Origin of the sequence: Algibacter pacificus (genome assembly GCF_008033385.1) — a bacterium.
GTDB classification, from domain to species: Bacteria; Bacteroidota; Bacteroidia; order Flavobacteriales; family Flavobacteriaceae; genus Algibacter; species Algibacter pacificus.
The window spans coordinates 182,666-201,623 of sequence record NZ_VOGY01000001.1 but is presented as its reverse complement, the minus strand read 5'-3'; the positions used below and the strand labels follow the sequence as shown (position 1 = coordinate 201,623).

Annotated in this window: 12 protein-coding genes; 2 read left to right on the top strand and 10 right to left on the bottom strand. The window is 33.0% G+C overall.

Annotation, left to right across the window (positions count from 1 at the left end):
- Positions 1-3 precede the first annotated feature (3 nt).
- From FQU21_RS01475 to FQU21_RS01445, 7 genes are all read right to left on the bottom strand, one after another.
- Positions 4-1,098 carry a sensor histidine kinase gene (locus tag FQU21_RS01475; protein ID WP_147676253.1) on the bottom strand — a complete coding sequence of 365 codons (1,095 nt, stop codon included), beginning with the start codon at positions 1,096-1,098 and terminating at the stop codon, positions 4-6.
- A gap of 28 nt (positions 1,099-1,126) precedes the next feature.
- On the bottom strand, positions 1,127-4,780 hold the full coding sequence (locus FQU21_RS01470) for an AAA family ATPase (RefSeq protein ID WP_147676252.1): 3,654 nt from the start codon (positions 4,778-4,780) through the stop codon (positions 1,127-1,129).
- Positions 4,781-4,792: 12 nt separating this feature from the next.
- On the bottom strand, positions 4,793-5,995 hold the full coding sequence (gene sbcD, locus FQU21_RS01465; protein WP_147676251.1) for an exonuclease SbcCD subunit D C-terminal domain-containing protein: 1,203 nt from the start codon (positions 5,993-5,995) through the stop codon (positions 4,793-4,795).
- A gap of 104 nt (positions 5,996-6,099) precedes the next feature.
- Positions 6,100-7,554, bottom strand: a complete 1,455-nt coding sequence (locus tag FQU21_RS01460; protein WP_147676250.1) for a lipopolysaccharide biosynthesis protein — start codon at positions 7,552-7,554, stop codon at positions 6,100-6,102.
- 48 nt (positions 7,555-7,602) lie between these two features.
- Complete coding sequence (locus FQU21_RS01455; RefSeq protein WP_147676249.1) at positions 7,603-8,892, bottom strand: glycosyltransferase family 4 protein; 1,290 nt, start codon at positions 8,890-8,892, stop codon at positions 7,603-7,605.
- 74 nt (positions 8,893-8,966) lie between these two features.
- Positions 8,967-11,393: a YfhO family protein gene (locus FQU21_RS01450; protein ID WP_147676248.1), complete on the bottom strand. Its 2,427-nt coding sequence runs from the start codon at positions 11,391-11,393 to the stop codon at positions 8,967-8,969.
- A gap of 111 nt (positions 11,394-11,504) precedes the next feature.
- Entirely contained in the window at positions 11,505-11,759 is a 255-nt protein-coding gene (locus FQU21_RS01445) for a DUF4834 family protein (protein WP_147676247.1), read from the bottom strand.
- 169 nt (positions 11,760-11,928) lie between these two features.
- On the opposite strand from FQU21_RS01445, the gene FQU21_RS01440 reads away from it, so the two are divergent.
- Entirely contained in the window at positions 11,929-12,930 is a 1,002-nt protein-coding gene (locus FQU21_RS01440) for a transporter (protein ID WP_147676246.1), read from the top strand.
- Positions 12,931-12,961: 31 nt separating this feature from the next.
- Entirely contained in the window at positions 12,962-14,080 is a 1,119-nt protein-coding gene (locus FQU21_RS01435) for a GNAT family N-acetyltransferase (protein WP_147676245.1), read from the top strand.
- A gap of 69 nt (positions 14,081-14,149) precedes the next feature.
- Here the strand turns inward: FQU21_RS01435 and FQU21_RS01430 are convergent, their stop codons facing one another.
- From FQU21_RS01430 to FQU21_RS01420, 3 genes are all read right to left on the bottom strand, one after another.
- Positions 14,150-15,409: a cysteate-C-fatty acyltransferase gene (locus FQU21_RS01430; protein ID WP_147676244.1), complete on the bottom strand. Its 1,260-nt coding sequence runs from the start codon at positions 15,407-15,409 to the stop codon at positions 14,150-14,152.
- Positions 15,410-15,710: 301 nt separating this feature from the next.
- Positions 15,711-16,751 (bottom strand): cysteate synthase, encoded by a 1,041-nt coding sequence (locus FQU21_RS01425; RefSeq protein ID WP_147676243.1) that lies wholly within the window; start codon positions 16,749-16,751, stop codon positions 15,711-15,713.
- Positions 16,752-16,829: 78 nt separating this feature from the next.
- Positions 16,830-18,899, bottom strand: a complete 2,070-nt coding sequence (locus tag FQU21_RS01420) for a S9 family peptidase (protein ID WP_246124713.1) — start codon at positions 18,897-18,899, stop codon at positions 16,830-16,832.
- Between the last annotated feature and the right edge of the window lie 59 nt (positions 18,900-18,958).

The window sequence follows — 18,958 nt, the reverse complement described above, 5'->3', positions numbered from 1 at the left end:
GCCTTAAGTTTTTGGTAGCGTGATGGTAAATATAGCACCTTTTGGCAATCTATTTTCTGCTGTTATGCTACCTTTATGAGACGCCACAATACCATGAACCACGCTTAACCCAAGTCCTGATCCATCTTCCATAGGTTTTGTTGTAAAAAAAGGTTGAAATACTTTTTCTAAAGCTTCGGGGGTAAAACCAGAACCTTCATCGGAAATTTTTAAAATAATATCTGTTTCAGTTTGAAGCGCTTCCATGGTTACCAAACCATCTTTAGGTGAAAAATAAATGGCATTCATTAATAAATTAAAAATAATTTGTGTGAGCTGAATAGGATCGGCTCTAAGCCACAACGTGTCATCTTCTATTTTTACAATATATTTAACTTGTTCCTTTCTAAAAGAGGCATCCAATAAATCGATAGCACTTTTAATTGTCGGCACCAGATTAACATGTTTTTTTTCCTGAGGCATTTCGCAAGCAAAGAACATTAATTTTTTCAGTACTTCCCTAGAAAAAATAGCATTGTCTATAATTTTGTTTAAATCTCCCGAAACCTTTTTATCGTTTTCAAAATCGGCTTTTAATAATTCGGCAAACCCTAAAATATTAGCCAACGGTGTATTTAATTCGTGAGCAATTCCTGCGGTAATTTCACCAAGTATCCCCAAACGGTCGGCGTGTTCCATGCGTTTTTTTAATGTTGCCTCACTATTCTGAATATCAATACGTTCGAATAAATCGCCAATTTTTAAAGCCACATTATTCACCAATAATTGCTCTTCTTTTAAGAAATCTTCTTTTTTAAAATGATCTGAGTTTAAAGCGCAAACAATACGACCTTTATTTTCATTAAATATCTTAATATCGGATGCAATGGAAACCCCTCCTTCTACATACTGTTCCGTTTGTACATATATTGATTTTACAGCAATACAAATTCCTGTTTTATCGGGATATAAAAATGCCTTCTGAAGGCTTTTAGCAATCGCTTTTAAAGTGCTTTCAACATCTTGAAAATCCACATTACTAATGCTCGATGAAACCTCATAAAGGCAAGTAAGCTCCTTTATACGTTCCTTTAATGCTACATCTGTTGTATTCCCCATGTTTTAAAATTGTATAACACTTTTATTCCTATAAAATATCCACAACACTAACACCGTTGTTCTTTTTAGTAATTTGTATTTGAGCCGAAATACGCTCTTTTAAATTTTCAACATGCGATATAATCCCAATCATTTTACCTTGAGATTGCAAGGTTTCTAAGGTAGAAATCACGGTTTCCAATGTATTTTTATCTAAAGTCCCAAAACCTTCATCTATAAATAAAGAATCTATTTTTACATTTTTACTCGCTAAATCGGACAGCCCTAAAGCCAAAGCCAAACTAATTATAAATTTTTCCCCACCGCTCGATGTATCCACCAATCGGACTTGGTCGGTTTGGTAATGGTCTATTAAATTAAAATTAAGCTCCTCTTTAGGCTTGTAGCTATCTTCCATTTTTAAAGAATAACGCTTATTTAATTTAAACAAATGCACGTTTGCCAAATCGAGTAAATGCTTTAAGGTTAAGCGCTGCACATAGACGTTAAACGCATCTTTAGAATTCCCTATAATTTTAAACAGCTCCTTCCAAACATTACAAATAGCCTCTTGGGCGTCTATTTTTTTATAAACCGCTTTATTACGATCTCTAATTTCGTTGTCCTTTTTAAAGGCTTGTTTTATTTCACCTTTTTCCGATAAAAAACCCTTATGTTTAGTCGCTAAACGCTCTAAAGCTAATTTGCTATCTTCTTCGGAAACATCGAAATTTTTAGATTTATTAAGCTCTTCTTTTGCTTTTTCGTTAGCTTCCTTAAGAGTTTTTAACTTGAGTAAATTATCTTTAATGCGCTCTTTATTCTTAGCAAAAACATCTTTATCTTCTTTTGATAATAAGGCCTTTTCAATAGCTTCTTTAGAATCAAAATCGGAGGCTTTAATTTTAGTATTTAAAGTTAACAGCACCTCGTTCAACTTATCGGTAAGCGTAACAATTTCGTTATTATTTTTAATTTTTAAAGCTTCATTTTCAGTTTTAGAATTTAATAAAACTTGTAGATCCTTTTTAGTTAAATCGAGCTCCTTTGTTAATTTATTTTTAGCCTGTTGCAACCGTGCTCTTTGGCTTTCCACCGTAATATCCATAGGTAAAAGCGCTATACGTTTTGCCTTTGTTTCCTCTAATTTAACATCACAGTCTTTTATCGTTTTAATAAAATCCTTTTGCGTGTTTTCTAAGGCTGATATTTGCTTTTTATTGTGCTCCAATTTGGTTTTTATAACCACCACATGCCCTTTTAAGGCCTCTAACTCTTTGTGTTTTTTATTAAAATCGGACACAAAACCTTCTATCTTTTTAATGAATACTGCTGTATCCTCTACAGTCGGCAAAGTGTAATTAAATTTAGACAATTTCGCTTTTAGTTCATTTTCTAAAGTCAAACAATTTTCGGATAAATCTTTAATCGTTTTTTGCCGAGATTCCAGTTCTGCTTTGGCATTTTTATTTTTTTCCTGAAGCGTAGCAACCGTTGTTTTTAAGGTATTTACCGATTCTTTTTGCGCTTCAATAGTTTTGGATAATTTATCTTTATCCTTCTGCAATTGTTGCCCAATTATTAATCGTGCATCCAACTGTTTTAAGGTATCGGAAACCAGACTTAATTCAGTATCAATTTTTGATACATTTGATAACTCACCATCTATTTTTAACGCTTTCGCTGAAGATATAATGGCTTTTAATTCTTCGGAAATGTCATTAATTTGAATTTTAGAATGCTCAATTTTTGTATTCAATTCAACTTCCGATTTATCTAAAACGGCTTTAGAATCACTAAGAGTTTTTAATTTTTCTTTACGTTTATCGAGTTCTATTTGCGATTCTGAAACCCCGATAGTTTTTAAATTTTCGGTAAAAGGATGCTCTGTAGAGCCGCATAAACCACATGGTTCGCCTTTTACTAAACGCTGCCGATCTGCTTCATATTTTGATATGCTTTTTTCTAAATCTAAAATTTTACCAGCATCCAAAACAGCAATTTCTTGAGCTTCAATTTCCTTTTGTAATATGCCTATTTGTTTTTTAACCGACTCTAATTTTTCTAAAAACAGTTTTTGCTGAACGCCTAAATCTGCTTTTCTTTTTTCTGCTTTTAGATTTTGTTCTGCAAGGGTTTTAAACTGTTTCCAATGCGTTTCAAGCAAAGTAACATGCTGCTTTTTTTCTAATACATCATTGATATTATTTTTAGATAATTGCTCTACAAGTGCAGCGTAAGACTTATCGTTTTTTTCTGCTTCAACTAATTTTTTATGGAGAAGTTCCTGATTTTCTTTTAAATCATCGGACGTTTTTAAAATTTCCTTATTTTTTTGATGCACAACATCCAATTCCGATTTTAAACTTTCCTTTTTAGATTTAAGCGTTGTTAATTCGCTTGCCCAGTTCGATATTTCTAAACTGACTTCCTTTAAAAACGTGTTTTGTTCCAAAAATAAATTATCGGCATTAATTTTAGTTTCCGAATCGTTTAAAACCTTAGTAAAATTGTGCTCTTCTTTTTTTAGCGCTTCAATTTGACCTATTAATTCATCTAACTTTTGTTTAGTTTTCTGTTTACTTTCAGCCTCATTTTTTAATTCACCATCTAACTTGGTTATTAAATCGAATTTTGGCAACCAAGCCGTAAACGTTATATCGGCAAGCTCGAACGCTTCTGCTTTTATTTTGGTCTGTTTCTCTAAAACCTCAATTTTTGGCTTTAATTGAACTAAATCCTTTTCTAAAACTTTTAATTGATTGGTTTTATTCTCAACTTCTTTTTCAATATGTTTTAAATTCTGAATATCCTCTTTAAAAGGTTCTGCTTTTTCGTTTAAATCTAAAAGAGTTAATTCCTCCTTATGCTTTTCAATATAAAGATCGATAGCTTTAGAACCTTCTTCCAGCTGCTTAGATTTATCATTCAATTCCTTAAAACTAAGATACCAATCCACCATTAATTTAGTGGCACTAATCTCCTTTTCAACCTTTTTAATCTCTGTATCTAAAATAGTATCTTTTTGAATTAACTCCGCTTTAGCTTCTTCAGTTAATACATCATCCGAATTAATTTTAGATTGAATTTCTTTTAGTGCATTTTCTTCTTTAGCCTTTCTTTCCTGAATACTTTGTCCTATTTTTTTATAAATCTGTTCGCCGGTAATTTGTTCTAACAACTTCCCTTTTTCAGGACCTTTCGCTGTTAAAAACGATGCGAATTCGCCTTGCGCCAGCATAACCGATCTTAAAAACTGATTGTAATCTAATTGCGTTACCCGAACCACTTCGGAAATTAAAAGTCTTTTCTGACTGGCTAAAATTTCACCGCTTGTCAAATTTTTAAGACGCACTTCTTCCTTAGGGTTTTTATATTTTTTACCCGATTTATCGGCTACTTTCATTCCCCAAAAGGCATCGTAAACCACCTTATCATTTTCAAAAGTAATTCGGCTAAAAGCCTCGTGAGCACCGTGACTTACAACATCTATCAACGCTCCTTTTGTACCATTAAACCGTGGCACATTATGATACAAAGCAATCGTTATGGCATCTAAAATGGTGGTTTTTCCTGCGCCTGTAGACCCCGTAATGGCGTATAAACCAACATCTTTAAATTGTTCACTTTCAAAATCTATGACTATAGAAGTATCAGATCGTAATGAATTTATATTTTGTAATTCAATTTTTAAAATCTTCATATCGCGCTGCTTTTACTGATTTTTAACGGCTTGTAATATTTCATTAAAAGCATCTTCTATTTCGGGTCTGTGTTCCAAATCGAAACCAATTTCTTTACATTTCAACTTAAAAACTTCGGTTGGTAATAATTCTTTAATGGACTTTGTTTCTTCTAATAACTCCTCGATTCCTTTTTCCTTTCTTTGCTTTTTTAAAGCCATTTTTAATATTTCGAAAGCATAATTTTCAGCAGCTTTAACAAGATTTTCGGTGTTTATAGTATGTGGTTCTTTTAGTACCAATTCCACCCAAGGCGTTAACCCGTAGGCATTGGATGTAATCGTTGGAAAAGCAGCCATACATTCGTCCATGCTACCTTCTAGTTTATAAAAAGCTCTAAAACTCGGGATGGTATCCTCCTTAATTTCACTTATTTTATTATGTTCAATCGTTAAAACAATCACTTTTTTATCGTAACCAATTTCACTAAAACTTAAAACATTTGGAGATCCAGAATAACGAACTTTACCGTTTCCACCAACAATTTGAGGGCGGTGCAAATGGCCTAAAGCAATATAATCGAAATACTCTGGAAAATCTTCTGCCCCAATATGCCCCAATGTGCCCACGTAAATATTTTGTTCACTATCGGAAATAGAGCCTCCCATGGCAAATAAATGCCCCATAGCAATCACTGGTGCATTGGTGGTATTTACCAGTTTACATTGTTCGGCCACCATTTGATAATGATTGATTAGCGCGGTTTTATATTTATCGGTTAATTCATCGAAAGATTCGCCGGCAACGGCTCGCCTAATATCTCCATCTCGCAAATAAGGCACAGCTCCAATAATAACGTTTTCACCATTTACATCAATTTTAAAAACTTCATCTTCAATAAGGTCGGTAGCCTTGCCAACGACTTTTATAGATAAGGCATTTAAAATATGTTTTGGCGCGTTTAATGTTCCAGCAGAATCGTGATTACCTCCCGTGATTATTACCGACTTACAGCTTGTAGCTTTTAACTTCACTAAAAAACTATAGTACATTTCTAAACTTTGGTTGGATGGCGAACCGGTGTCAAACACATCTCCGGAAATTAATAAAACATCAATTTTTTCCGCGATAATGTAATTTTCAATCCAATTTAAAAACAAAGTTTGTTCGGCAACTTGAGATTGTTCGTGTAATCTATGTCCTAAATGCCAATCGGCTGTGTGAAGTATTTTCAAAAGGGTTACGTTTTTATCTGATCCAGAATACGATGACATAAAATCATTTCACATCATCTTATTGAACGAATTTAGAGAAATAAAACCTGAAAATCAAGCTTAATCTAAAGCTTCAAATACCTTATCAATAACTTAGATATATCTTCTGAAAACCTAAATTTAAAAACAATAAAAACATAAAGTATAGTAATTAAAAAAGATTTTAAAGCTATATTTAAAATGGGATGAAATGAAAAATCCCAAAAATAAAAAAGCAGTATACAAGCCCCTATAAAAAAACCTATTTGTATTGTTTTGGCAGAAAACGGTGTTATTTTATATTTTTTATAAACAAAAAATAACTTCACCGAATTATATAAAAACACAGCTAAAAAGGTGGCCAACCCAGCACCATTTATCCCGAGAACCGGAATAAAAACAATGTTTAGAATTACCATAACAGCAACTAAAACAACACCTAAAACAAGTACTATTCTATAATAATCACTATTAAAAAGTATGGCATTATTGCTTCCTAAAAGCGCATCGTACAGTTTTACAATACTAATCATAAAAACTACATAAAGCCCCACATTAAACTCTTGCGGGATTATTAAATACAATTGATTAATATTTAAAACTATAAGTAAAAAAATAAATCCAGCAACTATAAATAAGTTTAAAGAACTACGTTTATACAATTTTTTTAAAGCTAAATAATTTCGTTCGTTTAAAAATTTAGCCGTCATAGGCATTAATAATTGATGCATGGAACGCTGAGGTACAGCAATAACAGCTGTTATAAAAATAGCGACGTTATAATAAGCAATTTCTTTAATTGGAATATAATAGCCAAGCATCACTTTATCCACATCTAAAAGCGATGTAGCAATAGTTCCCGCGATTATAATTAATCCAGAATATTTTAAAATCCGACTTAAATCATTAATTTTTTGAAAAGTAAGTATTGGTAATTTTAAAGAAAAGGCATACACTTTCATAATTAGCATTCTAACAAAATAAACCACAACTAATCCTGCCATAAATAGCTCTAAATCTATATACTTAAAATAAAATAAAAACAATAATAACATGGTACCAACCCTATGAAACACTTCTTTCATAAAGTTTCCAACAACGGTTTGCATTTGTACTTTGGCCCAAGAAAAAAACAGTTCAAAATAAGCCAAAGAAATTGCTATAATAACAGTATGCCACAAATAATTTTTAATTATGGCGTTTTTATTTGCCAAAACATCGGCAATAAAACCATAACCACAATAAGTAATAAAAACAACAGGTATAATTACGGCTATTGGCAATAACAACATGAGTGTTAAAAAGCTATTTAACGACTCTCGAGTTTTAAAAGTGGTATAGAATTTAACTAAAGCATTGTGCGCACCAAAAGCCATTAACGGCATAATAACATAAGCCAAGGAAAGCATATACCCCACCATACCATAGTCTTGGTCTTTTAAAAATTTAGTATACAGGAATAAAGTATTTATTGCCCCAACTACAAACCCTAAATAGGTAGATACTATATTTTTAAAAGATTGCGAAGCAACAACACCCATTATTTATAAAATTTAAATTTTAAAAGGTTTGACATACCAAAATTGTTTCTAATTCTTTGGTATAACAGAGACTAGCTTGGATGTCAAGTTTTTTCGACTATATTTTTGCAAGCCTATAGCCTGCACTTGTAAACTTTTATCTAGATAGCTCTTATAGTGCGACAAGATAATCGATTTTATTGACCTATTATCGATATAACTAAAGTAGTTTCCAGTATTTGTTTCTTTTATGATGCGTTCCACATCTGAATCTTTTGGACCTAACGCTAAAATGGGTCGGTTAGAAACCATATATTCAAATAATTTACCAGGAATAATGCATTTTGTTTCTTCGGAATCTATTTCAACCAAGAGTAAAACTTGCGAGCTTTTTTGAAAAGCAATTGATGCTTTATGCGAGACGTATCCAATAGTATTCAAGTAAGGCGTTAGCCCATTTTTATCTATAGACTCTAAAACCGTTTGGCTTACCGCTCCCACAAATTTTAACTGAAAATCTTGAGCAAAGCTTTTATTTTCCTTTATGAGTTCTGCCAAAACTTGCCACAAAACCTCCGGATTCCGTTTCGATAATAAGGATCCAATATGCGCTAAAGTAAATTTAGTATCTAACGGTTTTGCTTCTACGGTTTCATAATCGTAACCGTTCGTGATGACTTCAATAGGTGTATTGGTAATGTTTTGAAATTCCTTTTTGGTAACTGAACTCGTTACAATAATTTGATCTGCCGAATTTAAAACCTGATTTTCTAGCGCCTTATGTTTTAATTTAGAGCTTTCGGTTAATTTTAATTGTTTATGGTAGCCAATAGTTGTCCAAGGATCCCTAAAATCGGCAAGCCATTTTATACCAAGTTTTTCTTTTAATTGCAGACCAATAAGGTGTAAGCTATGTGGTGGTCCTGTAGTAATAATGGTTGAAATATGTTCTTTTTCAATATAATCTAAAAGATACCTTACCGAAGGTTTCACCCAACTTTTACGCGCATCGGGAATAAAGAAATTACCACGAACATAAAGCATAATTTTTTCAATTATACTTTGCTTTTTTTCTTCGGAAATAATCCCTTTACTAATAGTTTTCGATGATTTTTTTGAAAACAACCCCGCCCACTTATAAGGCTCACTAATTGGTTGTTTTAAAATGGTGATCTCTTTTGAAACTTCTGCAATTAAACTATGATCAATTAAAGGGTAATTAGGATTTTCTGGAATGTAAACAATAGGCTCTATATTAAACTCGGGCAAGTACTTTACAAATTTTAACCAACGCTGTACGCCTGGCCCACCTGCTGGTGGCCAATAATAAGTTATAATGAGTACTTTGTTTTTATTCATTTTACCATTCCTGCAAAGAAGGAAATTTTTAAAATTGTAACTAAATTAACACCTCATACTTTCTTTTAATGGACCTAAAAACTACTCTTTTTTAATCCGTAAAACAGTCCGCCAAGCAATAACAAACCAAACAAAACCGAACTTGCCAGTGCAATGCTGCTTCCTGTTTTCACCACATCGGGATCAAATTTAAATACAATCTCGTGCTGCCCTGCTGGAATTTCTAAACCACGCAAGGTGTAATTTACACGAATATGTTGTGTTTCTTCCCCATCTATAAATGTTTTCCAACCGTTTCCATAATACACTTCGGAAAAGACGGCAAAACCATTATTATCATTGTTGGATTTATATTTTAATTCGTTTGGTTGGTGTTCTTCAATTTTAATACTAGCCAAAGAATCTACAGTAAACTGTTTTGTTTCCGTTGGAATCAATGCTCCCGTTCCTTTTGCAAATACCGCAACCTGTTTATTTTCTAAACTATCCAAAGCTAAAATTTCATCGTTAGCAGAATCTACCATTTTCAAGGTATTCACAAACCAAGCCGCACCATTGGCGTCTTTATTGGTATATGGAAATGTTTCTCCTTTTTCACCTTGAGCAATAATATATTTGGTATTAAACATATTAAGCACGTTCATGTTATTTTTCGAAATATAAAAATCGAAAACTTCACGGTAGCGCTTTAATTCTGCAGCATTATAACCATTTAATGAATTATGAAAATAGGACGCCTTCGATGGTCCAGAAACCAAATCGAAAACACGGTAATAGCTTTTATCTTGCAAAATAGCTTGATCTGCAGCATCGGCTTCAAAAGGTTTATTCATTTTAATGGACGACACAAAATCTTCGCTGTTTACATAGCGTTTATCCACTCCAACTAAATCGAATAATATAAGTACCGCAAAAGCGACTATCAACACATTTTCTTTTAGTTTACCTTTTAAATACCCCCAAATTAAACCAGCGGATAACAGTACTAAAATTAAACTACGTAAGGTATCGGATGTAAAAACACTTTTCCTGTCTTCTTTTAAAGCATCAACAAATTCTGCTCCGTAATTCTGACGATAAAACCCATCATTCACGCCAACAAAATCAAATAAAGACGATTTCAACACTAAAAACAAAAGCGCTAAACCACCTGTAATTATAGTCGCATACTTTAAAGCATTTTGTTTGTTATCTTCCTTTTCAACCGTATTAAACAAGCGTACTAACCCAAAAATCCCCAGTACAGGAATACACAGTTCTAGCAAAACCTGAATGGAAGTCACTGCTCTAAACTTATTGTACATAGGAACATAATCGATAAAAAAGTTGGTTAAAAACCCTAAATTCTTCCCATAAGATAATAATAACGAGAAAACTGTTCCGCCAACAAGCCACCATTTTAAACGTCCTTTCACCAAAAATAAAGCGAATACAAATAGGAATAAAATAACAGCACCTACATAAGCCGGTGCCTCCACAATAGGTTGATCTCCCCAATATAACGGCGCACGTTTAGCTTCTTCTGCGGCCTGAGTTGTTGTTGCTCCTAACTTTCTAAAAGCCTCATAAGTAGCAGAATCTTTCCCTACATTTTCACCATTACCACCGCCCATAAAACGCGGGATAAACAAGTTAAAGGTTTCAGCAAAACCATAACTAAACTGCGTGATATAATCTTTATCTAATCCGTTGGAAACAACTTTTGGAGATCCATCTGCATTTATGGTTAACTCTGTTTTACCGCGCGTACTTTCCTTAACATATTCTTGCGTAGCCATTACCCCCGTTGCATTTAAAGCAACAGCAAGAATAACAGCGGCAAATAAAATACCCACCGATTTAAAAAAATGGGGTAACATTTGTTTTTTGTAAGCATCCACTAAAAAAGCAAGTCCTAAAATAAGCACCAATAGCATTAAATAGTAAGTCATTTGAAAGTGATTCGACACAATTTCTAAGCCCATAGCTAATGCCGTGAGCAGAAAACCTGCAATATATTTTTGCCTAAAAGTGAGAATAATGCCACTTAAAGCCAACGGCATATAAGCAATGGCATGGGCTTTACTATTATGCCCAACCCCCAAGATAATAATTAAATAGGTTGAAAATCCAAAAGCTAATGCACCAAGCGCCGCCAATTTAAAATCGACTTTAAGCACCAATAAAAGTACGTAAAACCCTAGTAAATATAGAAATAAATAATCGGCAGGACGTGGTAAAAACCGAAGGGCTAAATCTATTTTCTTGATGTAATTATGGGGATATTTCGCCCCTAATTGATAGGTTGGCATACCTGCAAAAGCACCATTTGTCCAATAGGTTTCTTCCCCTGTTTCTGCTTTAAAATCCTTTTGTTGCTTGCTCATGCCTATAAACTGAACAATATCACTTTGGTAGATTTCTTTCCCTTGAAGAACCGGGCTAAAATAGGCTAATGATACGATTACAAACCCTAAAAAAATTAGGATGTGCGGCACTATACGTTTAATTGAAAATGGCATGGAAGTATTTTAAAACAGTGAATGTGAAAATTAGTTATTATTTTCGTAAAAATGAAGGCTCTATTTTGTTTTAAACGATTTACGCTTTCGCTGAATAAAAAAGACAAAAATCTAATCGACCTCCTCGTAATCCACATAATCGCCAACATCTTTATTTGATGTTTTTGTATTTGGGATTTTATCTATAGTAACTTCTCCTTCTTTTTTAATAGGTTCTTGCGGTTGTTGTCTTTGAAACTGACCACCAAAACGTTCTTCTGCTTTCTTCGCAGCAAATTTCATTAAAAAAGGCGCAAAAATTCTTGAGAGCACTTTAAATAAATAATAAACTAAAACAATTATAAATATGGTTCTTAATAAACCCATAAGTGAAACTTTTGATTAAAACTAACAACAAAAATACAATTCTATACGTTTAAAAAACACGGAAAAATGATAAAAAATATATAAAATATCTATATTTGAAAACCCTTAATCATTAGTCTGTAAAATTATAAAATCTATTCGCGCATACAACGCGTTAAAAATTTCTACTATGAAAGCCATAAAATCGATTTTAATTATCTTACTAAGTTTTTTTACTACACAAGCCTTTTGTCAATATACCGATGTGATAAATTCTAATAGACCAGGTGTTTCCCGAAGCGCTTTTTCCGTTGGAACCAATGTGGCACAATTTGAAGTAGGTCCTTATTATATAAAAGAAGAACGCACACCTGCAGAAGCTTATGAAATAGATGGATTTGGAGCAGATTTTGCTATTCGTTATGGTTTAATATGGGAGCAATTAGAATTAAACGTTGAAGGAAATTATCAACGTGATACTAAATCCTTTTTATCCGATTTATCGAATGAAGACAAACGTGCTAACTTTAAATATTTAACGGTTGGTGCTAAATTTTTGGTATTCGATCCTTATAAAGATCCCGATTATTACAAACCCAATTTACACAGTTGGAAAGCCAACCATAGTTTTAAATGGAAGTATTTAATTCCTGCAGTTTCAATTTATGCTGGTGCCAATTTCGATACAAAAGATAATCCGTTTACAGCAGACGGCATTGAAGGCGTTAGCCCAAAAGTAATGATTGCAACGCAGAACAATTTTACAGGAGGCTGGGTTTTTGTTATGAACTTGATAAAAGATCGTATCGGTACAGATCAACCCGACTTTCAATATATATTAACTTTAACCCATTCTTTCAGTCCGAAATGGGTTGTTTTTGGAGAAACCCAAGGCATTAAAAGCGATTTTTATGCTGATAATTTATTTAGATTTGGAGGCGCTTATTTATGGGGTAAAGATTTTCAGTTAGACACTGCCTTAACTTTTAACACCAAAGACACTCCTTCGGTTTTTAGTGTGAATTTTGGAATGTCGTACCGATTAGACTTTCATAAAGACAAAGAAATAGATAATAGCACAGCGGTTGACGATTTAGATTTACCAGGAATATCTAAAAAGAAAAAGAATAAAAGTAAAAACAACCTAAAAAAAGTACAAAAGAAACAACAACGAAAAGAAATAGATTTTTAAGATTCGTCGGAAAAATTTATGCTGAACATATATGATTACACTAAAAGAAGTAAAAAACAAAAAAGACTTAAAAACATTCGTAAAATTTCCTTTTACGTTATATAAAGATTGTAAATATTGGACCCCTCCTATTATTAGTCAGGAGATGAAAACATTTGACACCAATGAAAACCCTGTTTTTCAAGATGCTGAAGCCCAATTATTTCTAGCTTACAAAAACAATACTATTGTTGGACGCATTGCAGCCATTACAAATAATTTAGAAATTAAAGGGCAGAATATAAAAAAAATGCGCTTTGGTTGGTTCGATTTTATTGACGATTTAGAAGTTTCTAAACGCTTACTAGATAAGGTTGTAGAAATAGGGAAAAGCAAAAATTTAGAATACACAGAAGGCCCTGTTGGGTTTTCTAATTTAGATAAAGTAGGTGTAGTAACCGAAGGCTTTGATAGTGTTACCCCAATGGTTACTTGGTATAACCATCCTTATTATGTAAAACATTATGAAGCTGCAGGATATGAAATAGAAAAATCTTATATCGAAAGTCGTTTTCCTTTTGCAAACGTAAAACCCGAATTCTTTAAAAAAGCACAAGAACTCATAAAAAAACGCTATCAACTCAAAGCTTTAAAATTCACTAAAACCAGTGAAGTGATGCCTTATGTGGATAGCATGTTCGATTTGTTTAACGAAAGTTATGCGTCATTATCATCATTTGTTGCTATAAACGATATTCAAAAAGCTTATTTTAAAAAGAAATTTATAAGTTTTATAAATCCGGAGTACATTAAATTTGTAGTCGATAAAGATGAAAAACTAATAGGTTTTGCTATTGTAATGCCTGTTTTTGCCCCTGCCCTAAAAAAGATGAACGGTAAACTCTTTCCTTTTGGTTTCCGACACATTTTAAATGCTAAAAAGAATAGTAAAGATGTTAGTTTCTATTTAATAGGTATTCATCCCGATTACCAAAATAAAGGTGTACATGCCGTTATTTTTAATGAATATTACGAAACTTTTAAAGAAAAAGGTATTCAAACCTGTTATAGAACGCCGGAGTTAGAAGACAATTATGCTATACAACAAATATGGAAACATTTTGCGCCAGAAGTGTTCCGACGCCGAAAAACATATAAAAAACCGCTTTAAGTTTAATTTATAAAAAAACCGATTCAATTTTAATTGAATCGGTTTTTTATTATTTTAATATTTCTATAACTACTCACCCATAGCTGCCATTACAGCTGCTGATAGACGTTTGTAAGTTCCGTTTTCTAAACGCTCTCTAATGGCATCAAATGCATTTAAAGTTTCGGTTACATCCTCTAAAGTATGTGTTGCTGTAGGAATTAATCTTAATAAAATTAATCCTTTTGGAATTACAGGATACACTACTATAGAACAGAAAATACCGTAATTTTCACGTAAATCTTTCACTAAAGCCATTGCTTCTGGAATAGATCCTTTTAAATATACTGGCGTTACACAACTTTGTGTTGTTCCAATATCGAAACCTCGTTCTTTTAAACCCGATTGTAAAGCATTTACATTTTCCCAAAGTTTAGCTTTAAGTTCTGGCATGGTTTTAAGCATATCTAAACGCTTAAGAGCCCCAGCTACTAATTGCATTTGCAAAGATTTTGCAAACATTTGAGAACGCAAATTATATTTTAAATAATCGATTATTTCCTTATCACCAGCAATAAAAGCACCAGTACTAGCTAAAGATTTAGCAAATGTTGCAAAATACACATCGATATCATCTTGTACCCCTTGCTCCTCTCCAGTTCCTGCGCCTGTTGCTCCTAAGGTTCCAAAACCGTGTGCATCATCAACAAACAATCTGAAATTATATTTTTGTTTAAGCGCTACAATTTCTTTTAAACGCCCTTGCTCTCCGCGCATTCCAAAAACACCTTCAGAAATCACTAAAATCCCTCCTCCAGTTTGCTCTGCCATTTTGGTAGCACGCTCTAAGTTTTTCTCTAAACTTTCAACATCGTTATGTTTGTAAGTAAAACGTTTTCCCATGTGTAAACGCACACCATCAATAATACAAGCATGTGCATCAACATCATAAACAATAACATCGTTTTTAGATACTAAAGCATCAATGGTAGATACCATACCTTGGTATCCAAAATTCAATAAATATGCTGATTCTTTGCTTACAAAAGAAGCGAGTTCATTTTGCAATTTTTCGTGTAAATCTGTATGACCAGACATCATTCTTGCTCCCATTGGGTAAGCAGAACCGTATTGTGCAGCAGCTTCTGCGTCTACTTTACGTACTTGAGGATGATTTGCTAAACCTAAGTAATCATTAATACTCCATGTAATCACGTCTTTTCCTTGAAACTTCATCCTATTCGATATTTCACCTTCCAATTTTGGAAACACAAAATAACCTTCAGCTTGAGACGCCCACTTTCCTAGTGGCCCCTTATCTTTATAAATCTTTTCAAATAAATCCTTCATCTACTATAAATGGTATTGCTATTAAACTTTAGATATAACTGCAACTAGATTAAAACAACTTTTTATAAAACACAAACAATACAAGTCATTTATGAAAGAATAAAGAATGTTTTTGTTTTAGTTGGTACCTGCAAAATTAAATATTTATATGCTTTGAACATAATTTTTTGGGATGCATTTATGAAATATATACTATAAAGTTAAAAAAATTGCCTATATCGTATTTTTTAAGCATCAAAAAAAGTCCATATTTTTACTAAATTGTAAAATTATAGACTTTTGTAATGTTATAATTTTTTAATTATTTTATGTATTGAATGCTTTCTGCGGCTTCTTGATTTTCTGTATCAAAAAAACCTTGATCTTTCATCCATTTATCACTGTATACTTTGCTCATGTATCGCGATCCATGATCGGGATAAATAACAACAATTTTATCTCCCTTTTTAAACTCGCCCTGCTCGCCAAGTTGTTTAATTGCTTGTGTTGCAGCTCCAGAAGTATAGCCCACAAATAAGCCTTCGGTTTTAGCTATTTCTCTGGCTGTGTGCGCACTATCTTCATCGGTAACTTTTACAAATAGATCTATTACATCAAAATTTGTAGCCCCAGGAATTAAATTTTTCCCTAAACCTTCTATTCTATATGGATAAATTTCTTTAGGATCGAACTCTCGAGTCTCGTGATATTTTTTTATTACAGATCCAAAGGCATCTACTCCAATAATTTTTATATTTGGATTTTGTTGTTTTAAATATTTTGCTGTTCCAGAAATAGTTCCTCCTGTACCGCTACAAGCTACTAAATGCGTGATTTCACCTTCGGTTTGTTTCCAAATTTCGGGCCCTGTAGAATGGTAATGTGCGTCAATATTTAATTGGTTAAAATACTGATTGATATAAACCGATCCTTTTAATTCTTGGTGTATACGCTTAGCTACTTGGTAATAAGATCTTGGATCGTCCGCTTTAACATGTGCCGGACAAACATAAACCTTAGCGCCCATGGTACGTAACATATCAATTTTATCGGGAGATGATTTGGAACTTACAGCCAAAACACATTCATACCCTTTAATGATACTTACCATAGCGATACTAAAGCCTGTGTTTCCAGAAGTCGTTTCTACAATAGTATCTCCTGGTTTTAAAATGCCTTTCTTTTCGGCTTGCTCAATGATATAAAGTGCTATTCTATCTTTTGATGATTGTCCTGGGTTAAAACATTCTACTTTTGCGTAAAATTCGCCTTCGAACTTAGAAGTAATTTTATTTAGTTTTACTAAGGGCGTATTGCCAACTAAATCTAATACATTATCAAAAACTTGATTTCTGTGTTTCATAAATTCATTTTACAAGTTACATTCATTCTATAGACAAATGTTTCTTAAAACCTGCCAAAAATAAGACTTTTTTTTTTATTAACGGGTAATTCCTTCCAAATCTAACAAAAAGGCGTACTCCAAGGCTACTTCTTTAAGACTTTCAAAACGCCCCGAAGCCCCACCATGACCCGATTCCATATCGGTTTGCAGCAAAAGTTTATTGGTATCGGTTTTTAATTCTCTTAACTTAGCCACCCATTTGGCTGGTTCCCAATATTGCACTTGCGAATCGTGTAGGCCAGTTGTTACTAACATATTGGGATACGCCTTTTCTTCTACATTATCATAGGGTGAATAGGATTTCATATAGTGATAAAACGTGTCATTATTTGGGTTTCCCCACTCATCATACTCACCGGTGGTTAAAGGGATGGTATCGTCTAACATAGTGGTTACAACATCTACAAAAGGTACAGCAGCCAAAACACCGTTGTACAATTCTGGATTCATATTAATAATCGCTCCCATTAATAAACCACCTGCCGAACCACCGTAAGCATATAAATGTTTATTAGAAGTATAATGTTCTTCGATTAAAAATTTAGAACAATCTATAAAATCGGTAAATGTATTTTTCTTCATTAATAATTTTCCAGATTCGTACCAATGGCGACCTAAATATTCACCGCCTCGAATATGTGCAATGGCATAAATAAAACCGCGATCGAGCAAACTTAAACGAATAGTAGAAAATGAAGGATCGATAGTAGAGCCATAAGATCCGTAAGCGTATTGCAATAACGGATTGCTTCCATCCAATTTTATCCCTTTTTTATAAACTAAAGACATTGGCACTTTTACCCCATCTCGAGCTGTTGCCCAAACCCGCTTAGACTCGTAGTTTTCTTTATTAAATTTACCGCCTAAAACCTCCTGCTCTTTTTTAATTTCGCTTGTTTTGGTTTTAAAATTATAGTCCATTACCGCACTTGGGGTGGTTAAAGAATTAAAACCATAACGCATCACATCACTATCAAAATCGGGGTTATTCCCTATATAAGAAGTGTAGGTTTCCGAATTGAAGGGTAAGTAATAATCTTCACTCCCATCCCAACTGATTATACGAATGTTGTTTAGCCCATTTTCACGTTCGTTAACCACTAAATAATCTTTAAAAATCTCGATATCTTCTAATAAAACATCTGTTCTATGTGGTAGTAAATCTTTCCAGTTTTCTTTTTCTGTAGCGTTTTCACTTGTTTTTAATAGTTTAAAATTTGTAGCACCATCACAATTAGAAATCATATAAAATGAATCGTCATAATGAGCGATACTATATTCCATATCGTCTGTTCTTTCTTGAAACATTTTAAAATCGCCATCAGGCGTATCGGCATTTAAAATTTGATATTCCGAAGATAACGTACTCGACGAACCTATAACAATATATTTTTTAGATTTCGTTTTATAAACAAAAGTGTTAAAGGTTTCATCTGCTTCATGATACACCTCAACATCGGCTTTAGAATCGCTACCTAATTTATGTTTAAATATTTTATGAGAACGCAGGGTTACTGCATCTTTCATGGTATAAAACAAGGTTTTATTATCGTTTGCCCATGTAGAACTTCCAGTGGTATTCTCTATTTTGTCACTTAAAATTTCACCCGTTTCAAGGTTTTTAATTTGAAGCGTGTATTGCCTTCTACTCACAGTATCGGTAGAAAAAGCGGCCATTTTATTATTTGGGCTAATAGAAATCCCGCCTAAACTAAAGTAGGATTGATCTTTAGCCATCTCGTTACAATCGAATAAAATCTCTTCTTCGGCATCTAAACTACCTTTTTTACGCAAGTAAATAGGGTAATCTTTTCCGGTTTCGTAACGCGTGATATACCAATATCCATTCAATTTATAAGGTAAAGACGAATCATCTTCTTTAATACGCCCTTTCATTTCTTCAAATAAATCCTTCTGAAATCCTTCGGTATGCTTCATCATTGCTTTTGTATAAGCATTTTCAGCATTAAGATAATCGATAACTTCAGGGTTTTCACGATTGTTTAGCCAATAATAATTATCAATTCGAATATCGTTATGTATTTCTAAGGTTTTAGATATTTTTTTAGCTGAAGGCATAGCGACTTCATTTATAGATTTACTCATAGTTATATTTTTACACGAAGCGGCAAAAGTAAAACTTAAGCCTAAAAGTATAGTCGAAA